Below are 11710 nucleotides of genomic sequence, written 5' to 3'. Positions count from 1 at the left end.
TGCTCAGGGTGTGGGGGTGGTCGGGTCCAAGAATCCTGACCGCGTTGGTGAGGACCTGCTCCAACAGCTCGATCGCCTCCGCGGTTCGCCCCGCCGCTTGATAGGTGCTGGCGAGGTTGTTACGGGAGGTCAGAATGTCGGGATGCTCGGCGCCGAGGATCCGCTCGCGGGCGGTGAGGACCTGCTCGTACAGCTCGATCGCCTCCGCGGTTCGCCCCGCCGCTTGATAAGCGTGGGCGAGGTTGTTGCGGCCGCCCAAGGTGTCGGGGTGCTCGGCACCGAGGATCCGCTCGCGGTCGATGAGGACCTGCTCCAACAACTTGATCGCCTCCGCGGTTCGCCCCGCAGCTTGATAAGCGTGGGCGAGGTTGTTGCGGGTGCTCAGGGTGTGGGGGTGGTCGGGTCCAAGAATCGTGACCGCGGTGGTGAGGACCTGCTGGTACATCTCGATCGCCTCCGCAGTTCGCCCCGCAGCTTTGTAAGCACCGGCCAGGTTGTTGCGGCTGCCCAAGGTGTCGGGGTGCTCGGCACCGAGGATCCCCTCGCGGGCGGTGAGGACCTGCTCCAACAGCTCGATCGCCTCCGAAGTGCGCCCCGCCGCCCGGTAGGCGCCGGCGAGATTGTGGCGGGAGTTCAAGGTGTCGGGATGGTCGGGTCCGACAATCTGATCACGAGCGGTGAGGGCTCGGTGGAGGTACTCAATTGCGCGAAGGAACGTTCCTTGGTCAAGGAAGAAGAGTGCGGTGGCGTTGAGGATGGCTGCGATGGCGGTGGTGTCGGTGGTGGTGCGGCTGAGGAGTGCATCGATGTGGGGGAGCAGGGCACGCCAGGCCGGCCAGGTGACGGGATCTTCCCGTGGAGGCAACGCAAGATACAGACTGGCCGCGGCGCTGATGTGTGCGCGCTCGATGAAGTCCGGTCTGCGGTGGGGGTCGCCGGGATCGGAGGTGCGGGCGACGGCTTGGACCAGGCGGTGGATGGACACGCTGTTGGTAGCCGGGTCGGGAGTGATCATGCTGTAGGCGGTGAGCACCCCGAGCGCAGCGTTGAGGGTGGGCGGGTCGGCCAGGTTCTGGCACAGGGTGAGAGGGATAGCTTCGGGGCCATACCAGGCCAGGGTGCGGAGCAGGTCGGCAGCGGCCGGTTGGCGGGTGGTGATGCGGTCGAGGGTCACTCGCCAGATCCGGGCGATGGTGCGCTCAGGGTCGACATCGACCGCCGCTTGCTCGTACATGGCGGCCGGATAGTCGGCCAGCAGCTGCAGGTAATCCCGTGGCGTGGTGAGCGGGTTCTGCGCCAGATACGCGCCGGCTTGCTCGATCGCCAGCGGCAGATGTCCCAGCTCGGCGCACAGTTCGGCGGCGCCGTCGCTGTCGCGGGGGCCTGCCGCGGTGAGCAGGCCGGTGAGCAGCCGCTGGGATTCGTCGGGTTCGAGCACGTCCAGGCGCACGATGGCGGTGCCGGGCTTCCATCCGGTGGAGCGTCGGCTGGTGATGATGATGCGGCCACCGGTACCGGTGCCGGCGAGGACCTCGTTGATGTCGGTGAGGTCGTTGACGTTGTCGAGGATCAGCAGCCACCCGGTGTGGGTGGCCAGCCACTGCAGGGCCCGCTCGGCCAGTGGCTCGACCTTCAGCCCTTGAGCCAGCGCGGGTTGCAGCGCGGCGGCGAACTTCGCCAGCCCTTGCCGGATCTCGGCAGCGGTATCGGCGGTGATCCACCGGATCGGACGGTGGCCGTGGGGGCGGGTAGCGGCCCAGTGCGCGACAAGGGTGCTCTTGCCGATCCCGCCCAGACCGTGCACCGCCTGCACCACCACCCGCCCAGGCTCGGCCAGCACGGTGTCGAGCTTGCCCAGTTCGCCGGCGCGGCCGACGAACCCGTGGCCGGGATACACCGGCAGATTGTCGATCCCGGGTGGGGCCTCGACCTCGGCGATGGGCTGCCACGCCTCCGCCGACAGATGCACGATCAGGGAGTTGTCCCCGGTCTGGACCACGCCGGCGTTCCCGCCGACCGCGACTGACCGCTGCCCCGACGCCTGCACACCGGCGGCGGGGACACCTCCGTGCGCGGCCCCGGGGACGTCAGGCTGCCCGTGGCCGGGTTCGGACTCGTTCACGGAGATGCCGGTCCGTGCTGGTCGCCGGTGGAGATAGGACCTTGCGCGTCCCTGCCGATCGCCACCGAACGCTCACCCCCGGCCGACACCGACTCCGGTGCAGGTGCGGGTCCCGCCGGATCAGGGGGCTGCGGTGGAGGCGCCGGTGGGGCTGGTGTCTGGTTGTCGCCGGTGCTGATCGGGCCCGCGTCGCGTCCCACCGCCACACTGCGCGAGCCGGAGGCCTCCACCGAACTCGTCGACGGTGGGGGCGGCGTAGGTGGGGTGGCGGATTGGCGCCGATACAGCCACAACGACGTCCCACAGGCGACCGCGGTCAGCACCACGACCAATACCCACATCCACCAGGGACCGCCCCCGGTCGCCAGATTCACCACCACCGCCAGGCCGGTACCCACCGCCGTTCCCAGCACGCCAGGAGCCATCACCGGTGCCAGCGCTCGCCAGTTCGAACCCATGCTTCCTCCCCGTCTCCGTGCCGAATCCTGCCACGGCACCGTCGAATCCTGCCACCGCACACGACATGCCGACCTGGCAGCGTCATTCATGGCCTCTTGTGGCCGACCGTCAGCTGGTGAACCGGCTCAACCTAGTCGAAAACCCGCGCCCGCACGGTCATTCCATCGACGGCATCTCTCAGGCCAGTGTGGGATCGCAGATCAATTCGATGACCAGCACGACGTCCTCGCCGTCGTCGTCGGCATCGATGACGGTCGGCGGCTTCGCGGGATCGTCGAGCCCCGCCGGCGCTGGGGTTCGCGGGCCCGCGTGATGGCCGGGAGGTGGTATGAGCAGCTGCCCCTCGGTGATGTCGGCCCGGAGCGACCGGTGGACGTAGTTCATGCGTGGTCCTTCTCGCACTAGTCGGGGATCGGCCAACCTGCGCCCGAGGGACCGCCCGAGCCGGAACGGGTCATTGGTTGGTTTGACCAGCCTTACACAAACCTCCGGTATGTTTCTGCGACTCGCCGATCCGGCGCCGGAGGTCAGCACTCGATGCCACCCCCGGCGGAAACCCTCACGGTCGATGGACAGCGGACGAACTCTCCTGGGGCGCGCTACGCCCAGCGCGCCCGATCCCGGGCCGCCTGCAGGGAGGTGACCGGCGCCTTCCGTGCGGCGTTGCCGCATTTATGACATTCGATGCCATTCAGTGGACGATTCTGCAACGCGTTGCAAACTCGTCGGTAACCTCCGAGACGATGCCCGGCGGTCCGGTTTTGTCGAATCACGAAACAATTACGGCCCCTATGGTGCGCTGCGGACGGGCCGCCGATGGCCCGATTTCAGCGCCGGTGAGCCCGACACTAGGTGAACTTAACTCACCGGATCTCCGCAGGAACTGTCTCGTACATCCATGGCGGGTGCTTGTCGGGTGGGTTGCATATCCTGGTGCGGATAGGGCAACCATGGTGAAGTCTCGGTTACGGGTAGCTTTAGACCAGTAGCGGGCAGTGCGGTTGCCCGCTTAAGGATTCAAGTGCGTACCGGCGGCCCGTTGGGCCACAGAGAGGTGGTGGATCGGACGGTGAGAGGGAGCCCCCCGGCACGCCGCGGTCGGATGCACGGCCGGGGAGCTCGCCCAGCTTGGCTCGACTGATCGAGTGTTGCGAGTTCCTCACCAGCGCAGGTGTTGTCATCCTGCGCTCGTGGCGGCAGGGGCGGCTGCCGGCCTCATCCGACGGCTGCCCCCTCCTCGCCGTGTTGTTCCAGCCGAACCGAACCTCAGACTACTCACTGGCGCAGCAGCCACAACCCTGGAGGGACAAGGGATATTGACAATCGTTTGCCACTCCGACCGGGATGCGGCGGAAACCAGCGTGCGCGATTGCTTCGAATCACCGGATAACTGGGCAGCTAACTTTCAGCGACAAGGACCGATATTGCGCAAAACCGACGAGTCGGAAATCGGAAGAACTCATTACGTGTCACACCTAACGAAAGAAATCTGAGCCCCAAAGGAAGTCGAGCATGATCAATAATCGCCGCCCGTGGCGCGACTTCGATGACGAGCAGGAACCGGACATCGTCCTGAATTTCGAAATCATCGAAGACGACGAGGCCTGAAACCTCGTTCGCCCCGACGCCGGGACAATTCCCGCCCGGGCGAGACACAGAGATGCGGGTGGTGCGCGGCCGATATCCGCCACCGCCACCCGCTCTCACCTCCTGAAGCTCAGCCCGGACCGGCCCGGTCCGCGTCACGTGACGTCGACCAGGGGATGTCTCAAGCACGGCGAGCTGGCACGCAGGGAGATCGGATCAGCGCCTCGTGTCGCCGCGGCGCAGCACATGCTCACATCCCGTAACAGGATTGTGTGAACAAAACCCTCGCTTCTGCAGGCTGATAACGCCATGTCGTTGCGTGCGACGGTACCGAAACGGTGAACAGTAGTTGCACCTTCTCACTATTGCGACTACCTGAGGTTCATTGGTGCTACGGTGCTGTGGTACATCTTGTTTCGTCGGTTGCTGCAGTGGTCGGTTTGTTTCTTCATGGTCGCTTGACTACTGCGGCGGCCGTCAGTTGAAAGTCTGATCGAGGAGAACCTGTGCCACATCCGTCCCGTCGAGCTCACCGAAGCACCATCTGATGAGGGCGGCTATCCCCGCACTTCTTCTCTTATAGGAGCTTCGATGCCCAATACCGCAAAAACCAGAACGACCGGTACGTCCGAGAACTCGGACGCCACACCGACGAACACGACCTTCAGTCTTCGGCTGCGCCCGAAGGACTATCGCACCCTGATGAGCTACGCGAACCTACGCAAGATGTCGATCGCGGAGCTGGCCCGCGAGTTCATCCTCGAAGGCCTGAAGAACGCCCTCGATCCCGTGGAGATCGAGCGGCAGATGGAGGAGGAGAAGCAGCGGCTGCTCTCCTACGCCAAGGAGCTACGCGAAGTCGCCGAGGAGCATCCCGACGATGCGTAGGACCCCGGCACCGATGCCGCCGGGGAGCATCAACACCCAAGGGGCGGGACCACCACAGGTGGTCCCGCCCCTTTCGTCTATGCCACCCGCACGCCCGTCGGCGCGGACGTAGCGTGAACTACACGCAATAGTGTGGCGTTGCCACAGCGTGGCGATATCAATTTGATTTTCTCTACCTATGGTGCTGTAGGCTCGGCGGTGCGCACGAGACCGTGCATCCAGCACGGCGGGACGGCGCATGAACGGGAAGGATCCCTTCCGCGGAAATGACGACAACGGCAGGAAGTCCGAGCACCAACACCGGCGCTCCCGACCCCAGCAACGGCGCGAGCACCGGCACCGGAAACAGCGCCACCGGCGGCAACCGCCGCCCGGGCCTGATCAGCCCCAGAGGCTTCGGATGGATCATGATCGCGGTGATCGCCGGCCTGATCTACGGCAACGTCACCCGCGCCACCGGCTGCCCCATGGCCGGCGCCGCCGGCGCCGGAACGGCCGCAGCGGTCGCGGTGCTGTACTGGCTCGAGCAGTTCGACTGGTACAACCTCCTCACCACCCGCCGCGGCTGGATCCTCATCGCCGCCTCCATCGCCTGCGCCATCGCCGCGGCATGCATCCCCACCTTCGCCATCCCCACCGACGACATCTGGATCACCGTCCTCGGCGTCATCACCGCCGCCGGAATCGGATTCGGCGCCGCCCTCGCAGCCGCCGACCACTTCGTCGACCACTGACCACCGCCCACCCCATCAAAGCCAACACCCCAGCACGGCCCCCCGGCGGCATGTTCCCGGGGGGCCGTCGCACATCCCGGGAGATTAGCGGCGGACCGAGCGCACCGGTCCGCCGCTAATCTCCACCGCGGTGTTGTCGGTGCCTGCTGCGATGCTGTTGGGCAACAGGTTTCGGCTGGAGGTCGGTGGTGGAGAACAACGCCCAGGACATGCCGGGACTCTTTTCGATCGAGATCGCCGCCGACCCGATGCTCGCCGGATTCGCCGCCGCGCTGGCCGACCGCGACGACCTCGCCGCCCGCTCGCGGGAAACCTACCTCGAACGGGTCGGGCACTTCTTGGCCTGGCTGGGCGACAATCGCGGCCACGACGACGCCCTGCACTCCCGCACCGGCCGCGACCGCGCCGTCGACGCCTACCTCACCGCGGCCGTCGAAGAACGCGGAGTCGTCGGGCGCACTATCAATCTCACCCTCACCGCGCTCACCGTCTTCTACACCTGGCTCGGCTTGGGCGCCCCGGCGACGCCGCGGGTGGTGGTGGAGCCGATCAACCCCCGCACCCTCGGCCCCTCCGAACAACGCGCCCTACTACGCGCCGCCGCGGCACGCGGGCCGCGCGCATTCGCGATGATCGTCCTCGCCCTGGATGCCGGGCCCCGCAAATCCGAGATCGCCGCCCTCGCCCTGACCGGCCTGGATCTCGCCGACTGGCCCGGCGCCCTGGCCATCACCGACTCCACCGGCAGCACGCGCACCGTCCCTGTACAGCCGGGCACCCGCGCCGCGCTGGTCGCCTGGCTGGCCGAACGCCGCCGCCTGCTACGCGGCCACCCCGAACAGATCGCGCTGTTCCTCACCGAGCAGGCCCCGCACCGGCGCCTGGCGGTGCGCACCGTCGACGACGCCATCCGCGCCGTCGGCGCCGACGCCGGCCTGGACATCTCGCCCGGCACGCTGCGCACCACCGCTGAGCAGCGCATGCTGCGCGAGGGCCTCCCGCCCGCGGTCGTCGCCGCCCGGCTCGGGCAGCAGGCACCCGACCGTGACCGGGTCCGCGGGTTGCACGGCGGCACGGCGGCGCGCCCGCGTAACCGCCTCGCACTGACCGGCAGTGAGCAGCTCGACCTGTTCGGCGACATCGCCCTGTAGGGGGTAGCCGTAGCCCCCGGGATACCGGCCGTCCAGCCGCGCAGGCTGATCACCGAAATACTCCATACTCTCCGAAAACAACACGATCGCCGCAACCTCCCGAATCGAGAGTGTTGCGACGATCGTGTGAGCCCGCCATATCCGGGCCGTAGCGCCTTGTTCCCACTGGTCGGGCGCTATCCGTCGGCGGCACACCGACCGAACACTTGGCTACGGCTGAGCTGGCCGGACTTCGCTTGCCTTGCGGTATTTTCCGTGTACGCCTTCGCCGAGGACCCATGTCACCGGCATGCCCGGTGTGATGAGTTGTTCGTCGCCCTGGTATTGCCAGAGGGAGAACCATACGTCGCCGGAGTGGCTGGCGATGAGTCCGTCGTAGGTGTCGGGCAGCCACCATCGGACCACACCGTCGAGGCTGGGATCAGGATCCTTCGCCGTCTTGACCTGCCCGTACGGTATCACTCCGCCCGGCCCGTGCCATCCGTCGAGAGTGGGGAGCAACGGCTGGTCCCCACCCTCGGGGTCGGCGGGCCAGATCTTTCCACTGCGGGATAAGACATCGTCGTGGACTTCCCGGGCCAGTCTGCACGCCACACCGTTGGGAGTGCGCTCGACGGGGGTGGTGCCCACCACGACGCTCAAGGTCGGGACGGTGAATTCGATCCGCCATCCCGGTGGATCGGCAAGGCGGCGAAGACGCTCGGGGATCGTTTCATCGATGTGTACCTCGAAGCCGAGAGCCGACTCGATGTCGGCCGCCAGCAAGTCGGCGCCTCGCCTCGAAATCTCCTGACCCATATAGCTATCCTGCCGTGTAGGGGACGGTGCAGCGGTTGATGGGGGTCACGTACAGGTTCTTGCCGGCGGCGTGAGAGGCGATGACCTGGATTTCGTCTCCCGAGTCGTACCGGTAATGCCCATCCAGATATCGGGGGATCGTCATGTGGAAGTTGTCGTCCTTGAACCTGTTATCCGTCTCGATGGCCCTGCCGTTGACCAATATCTGGTAGTCGTACCTGCCGGGGATGTCGGCGATGTTGTTGAGAAACATAGCCCATGCGATGTTGCCGATGGGGTCCCCGTCCCTCGGCCTGGTGTCGACCTCGACTCTGCCCCATTGGGTGGTGACTCTGTAGTTGGTGCACGGCTGATACGAAGCTTGTGCGGAGCCGGAGGCCAGCACGCTCGCGACCATCGCGATCGTCAATGTCACTGCGAAGAGAAGCGTTCGACCGACTCGGCTCGTCAGCACAGCGGATGGATCATTGCGAACCTTCATGGGAAATCCCCCTCTTTCATCGAAACACGAATCGACTCACCCCACCCCGGCACCGGATTCCGTGTCACCCCGAGCACGCACGAGACACCCCCGACCTGCGAATAAAAGGCAGTCGATTCATTGGACGCACCCGGGCCGTGATCGGTTCCGCCACAACCTAAGTTGCGTGTCACGTATCGCCCCGTAGACGGCTCCGCAACCGGCCCCCACACCATTGCCCGCCCGACACGCTTCCCGAAAACGGCCCGCCCGCGAGGCCCCGTCCTGCGGCAACCCCTCAGCCTGGTAATACGCGGCCGCCGGCGAATGCCTCTGACGCCCGCAGAACCGGTGCCCACCGTCGCCGCGCCGACGCCGGTCAACCTCGACGACGACTCCGCCGCGACACCGGCACCGGCACCGGACGACTCGGCCCCGGCTCGGTGGTCGTGGCGTCGCTGGCGCAAGGAGCCATCGCGGCGGCCCGACCAGCATCTGACTAAGGGTCGGAAGGTTAGGAGCCCAGCCGAACAGCGTTACAAGTCGGCGGGCCGGGTGGCCGAGGCGATCCCGCTGTTCGAGCAGGGGCCTCGCGGCGGCTCAGGCGCCGGCGTGGACGGTGGTGGCCGCGGGAGCGTCACCGATGGTGTGGGGTGCGACAGCGATCGTGCTGACCTTCACCTCGGTCTTCGCGAAGAAAAAGGACCGGCGTGAGGCCGCGTACCGCACCTTGAAACTCATCACCGGGTAACCCACCCGCCTGATCGAACGTCCCGTGCACATGGCTGTGCACGGGACATTTTCGTTCTGCAGCCATCGGTCCGTTAGCCGACGGAGGGTGGCTTCTGTCGCGCCGCCCTCTTCGCGATGCTTCGAGACAATGCTGAGCGTCGCCGACTGGCGCAGGTGGAGTCGTGCGCTCCCCTGCGGGCCGACGGCGCATTCGCCAGTTTAGCTGGAGGCCAACGCATCGAGTGCTGCGGCATCGGACTTGTCGGCGGCCCGCTCCGGCCAGTGGTGTGGTTGAGGGCTGCACCGCCGGATCACGTCAGTGAGTTGGTCCCGGTGTTCTCGGGCAGCGCGGCTGGCCATGGCATGTGCTGCGGTGATCGCGCGGGCGTATTCGATGTCGCGGTGTTCGATCCGTTGCCGATGCTCGGCCCGCTCGGTGTCGAGGCGTTCGCGCAGGAGCCGGTTCTCTTCGCACAGGGCGTGGTGCTGGTCGCGAAAGAGGTCGCGCTCACCTTCGGCGCGGGCCTGGGCGATCCGAGCTGCTTCTACGGTATCGCGCATCTCGCTCCGCGCGGTTTCGGCTTCCGCGTAGATCTGGTCGCGCTCGGCCTCGGCCGCCACGACCCGCGCGGCGGCTTCCTGTTCGACGCGCGCGAGGCGGTCGCTGGCGTGCTGTGCTCTGGCGTCGGCTTCGTCGGCGGCGGCCAGGGCCTGCGCCGCGCGGGCGAGGGCGCGTTCGAGGCGTCGGGTCAGTGCGTGGTTGTGCTGTTCGGTATCGGCGCGGGCTTGTTCGGCGGCGGTAACGCGGCGGGTGGCTTCGCGCTCGATGTCGGCGATTTCGCGGTCGATGGCGGCTGGGTCGGTGAGGTGTGCGAACAGGTCGGTCACGTCGGCAGCGACGGCGGCGAGCTCGGAACGCAACTGGGCGTAGCGGTCCAGCAACGCCGACAGGGTGGTTTTGCCGTCGGTGACCGGTCGCAGCGAAGGCGCCCGCAGGTCGAGCTTGGCCGCTTCGCGGTGGAGGTTTCTGCTGTGGCGCAGTGCTTTCTGGGCGGTGTGGTCGGGGTTGTCGCAGTAGCGGCGCGGGGCGCCGCGTTGTCCGGGGGCGCGTGGGGGCAGCGGCGTGTGGCAGCCGGGGAATTGGCACAGGCCTTCGGGTGGGCTGATCGGTGCTCCGGTGACGGCTTTCAGCACATGAGTTCCATTCCAATCCATTCCATTTCATTCCGCCGGTCGGGACGGAATGAAATGGAATGGATTTCGCTCGGTGCGGACGTCGGGGAAACGGAAAGGTCAGGCGGCGAGGGTGAGCATGCTGGCACGCACGCGTGGTAAGCGTCCGGCGATGACTTGGGCGGCGGAGGCGCTGGCGGCGCGGTCGTTGTGGCCGTAGCGGCGGTCGGTGGTGGTGACCGATTCGTGCCCGGCGTCGCGGGAGACGACGAACAGCGGCACCCCGTCCTGCAACTTCCAGGAGATGCCGGTGTGGCGCAGGGTGTAGGGACTCAGCCGCTTACCGCACAGCGTGTTGACCGTGCTGCCGTAGTAGGCCAGCAGCAGTTCGGGGTCCTCACCGCGCCACAGGGCCTTCTTGGTGAACAAGCTGAAGTCCCGGCGCGACAGCGCCTCGAGGCGGCGTAGCGCGGGCTGCCAGGCGTTCTTGTAGAAGTGGTAGGCGGTGACGGGTGTGTCGTTGCGGGTATGGAACAGCAGCGCGTCGCCCGGACGCGCCAGATCCAGCCGCGCCACGGTTTCCAGCGGCACGTTGACCGTGCGGATGCCGCGCTTGGATTTCGGCTTGCCCAGCCGCAGGCGGGTGCCGTCGTCCTTCCATGCCTTGTTGATCCGCACCGCGCCGGTCTCCGGGTCGATGTCGCGCACCAGCAGCGCGCCGACCTCGCTGGGTCGTGCCATGGACACCAGCCCGAACTCGGCCTGCGGGCGCCACCGTTCGAGCAGCAACTGCTCGAACAGCTCCCATTCGTCGTTGGAGAAGATATCGATCTCCGCCGGATCGTGCCGAGGCAGCCGGGTACCCGCGCACGGGTTGTAGGGCAGCAGCGGTGTGGGGCGCTGCTCGACGGCCGCGCGCAGCGCGGCGCTGAGGAAGCCGTGCTTGTTGGCGATGGTCTTGGGTGAGTTGCCCCGGTCCTGTTCGAGATAGACGACCCAGGCGGCGTCGGTGTCCTGGGTGACGGCGTCGATCGGGGCGCCTTCACCGAAGAACGGGACGATGTCGTTGCGGATGAACGCGCGGTACTTGCGGCGGCCGTCCTCCTGCACTCCGGTCATCCGGTCGACGTACCGGTGCAGCCAGGTGGTGAGGAGAATCACATCGGAGCCGGAGTCGCGTGTGGCTTCGAGGACCTTCAGTGCTTCCTCGATGCCGACCTTGTCGATGAGTGCGGCCCACCACTGGGCCTCGGCGTACTCATCGAAGGTTTCCGAGGATTGACGGCGCTTGCCGCAGGTGTCGCGGTAGTAGAAGGGGACCTGCCAGGCGACGCTGCCGTCGCTGCGGGGCCGCGGGCGGGGTGTGGAGGCCATAGTGAACCTTCCGGTTGTCGGAAGACACGTCGCCTCGAGATGCGGTTGATGACGGCGGTGATGACACCGGGCCTGCTCCAGGGTACCAAAACTGCGGTTGACCTGGCTTTTACGTGGAGCCGCCTGGGGGAATCGAACCCCCGACCTTTTCATTACGAGTGAAGCGCTCTACCGACTGAGCTAAGGCGGCGTGCCTTTCGGCCAGGCGAGTCTATCGTCTCGCGGCCGGATC

The 11710-nt window shown here is 66.8% G+C and carries 11 protein-coding genes and 1 tRNA gene; 4 read left to right on the top strand and 8 right to left on the bottom strand.

Features of this window, described 5'->3' with window-relative positions:
• The 3 genes from ON19_RS02235 to ON19_RS02225 all read right to left on the bottom strand — a co-directional run.
• The coding region (locus tag ON19_RS02235) for a tetratricopeptide repeat protein (RefSeq protein ID WP_051168452.1) at positions 1 to 2122 on the bottom strand (2122 nt) is incomplete at its 3' end.
• Positions 2119 to 2580 (bottom strand): hypothetical protein, encoded by a 462-nt coding sequence (locus ON19_RS38625; protein ID WP_051168451.1) that lies wholly within the window; start codon positions 2578 to 2580, stop codon positions 2119 to 2121. The genes ON19_RS02235 and ON19_RS38625, both read right to left, overlap by 4 nt.
• 178 nt (positions 2581 to 2758) lie before the next feature.
• Positions 2759 to 2965: a hypothetical protein gene (locus ON19_RS02225; RefSeq protein ID WP_043685804.1), complete on the bottom strand. Its 207-nt coding sequence runs from the start codon at positions 2963 to 2965 to the stop codon at positions 2759 to 2761.
• 1794 nt (positions 2966 to 4759) lie between these two features.
• Between ON19_RS02225 and ON19_RS02220 the strand changes: the two genes are divergently transcribed.
• The 3 genes from ON19_RS02220 (at position 4760) to ON19_RS02210 (ending at position 6941) form a co-directional block, all read left to right on the top strand.
• Positions 4760 to 5056, top strand: coding sequence for a DUF6290 family protein (locus tag ON19_RS02220; protein WP_043685801.1), 297 nt, complete (start codon positions 4760 to 4762; stop codon positions 5054 to 5056).
• Positions 5057 to 5322: 266 nt separating this feature from the next.
• Positions 5323 to 5790 carry a hypothetical protein gene (locus ON19_RS02215; protein WP_043685798.1) on the top strand — a complete coding sequence of 156 codons (468 nt, stop codon included), beginning with the start codon at positions 5323 to 5325 and terminating at the stop codon, positions 5788 to 5790.
• Between the two features lie 185 nt (positions 5791 to 5975).
• Positions 5976 to 6941 carry a site-specific integrase gene (locus ON19_RS02210; protein ID WP_043685795.1) on the top strand — a complete coding sequence of 322 codons (966 nt, stop codon included), beginning with the start codon at positions 5976 to 5978 and terminating at the stop codon, positions 6939 to 6941.
• A 210-nt stretch (positions 6942 to 7151) separates the two neighbouring features.
• Here the strand turns inward: ON19_RS02210 and ON19_RS02205 are convergent, their stop codons facing one another.
• The 3 genes from ON19_RS02205 to ON19_RS41600 form a co-directional block, all read right to left on the bottom strand.
• The gene (locus ON19_RS02205) at positions 7152 to 7739 is read right to left on the bottom strand and encodes a hypothetical protein (protein WP_157229572.1); all 588 of its coding nucleotides are present in this window, start codon (positions 7737 to 7739) and stop codon (positions 7152 to 7154) included.
• Positions 7740 to 7743: 4 nt separating this feature from the next.
• Positions 7744 to 8220, bottom strand: a complete 477-nt coding sequence (locus ON19_RS02200) for a hypothetical protein (RefSeq protein ID WP_157229571.1) — start codon at positions 8218 to 8220, stop codon at positions 7744 to 7746.
• 579 nt (positions 8221 to 8799) lie between these two features.
• Positions 8800 to 8940 carry a hypothetical protein gene (locus ON19_RS41600; RefSeq protein WP_157229570.1) on the bottom strand — a complete coding sequence of 47 codons (141 nt, stop codon included), beginning with the start codon at positions 8938 to 8940 and terminating at the stop codon, positions 8800 to 8802.
• A gap of 324 nt (positions 8941 to 9264) precedes the next feature.
• Here ON19_RS41600 and ON19_RS41595 point away from each other — a divergent pair, with 324 nt between their 5' ends.
• Positions 9265 to 10266, top strand: a complete 1002-nt coding sequence (locus ON19_RS41595) for a hypothetical protein (protein ID WP_157229569.1) — start codon at positions 9265 to 9267, stop codon at positions 10264 to 10266.
• Here the strand turns inward: ON19_RS41595 and ON19_RS02190 are convergent.
• Positions 10225 to 11478, bottom strand: a complete 1254-nt coding sequence (locus tag ON19_RS02190) for a tyrosine-type recombinase/integrase (RefSeq protein WP_043685783.1) — start codon at positions 11476 to 11478, stop codon at positions 10225 to 10227. The genes ON19_RS41595 and ON19_RS02190 overlap by 42 nt on opposite strands.
• A gap of 114 nt (positions 11479 to 11592) precedes the next feature.
• A tRNA-Thr gene (locus ON19_RS02185) sits at positions 11593 to 11668 on the bottom strand.
• Between the last annotated feature and the right edge of the window lie 42 nt (positions 11669 to 11710).

Source organism: Nocardia abscessus NBRC 100374, from assembly GCF_000308455.1.
Taxonomy (GTDB): Bacteria; Actinomycetota; Actinomycetes; order Mycobacteriales; family Mycobacteriaceae; genus Nocardia; species Nocardia abscessus.
This window is presented reverse-complemented; position numbering and strand designations above follow the sequence as displayed.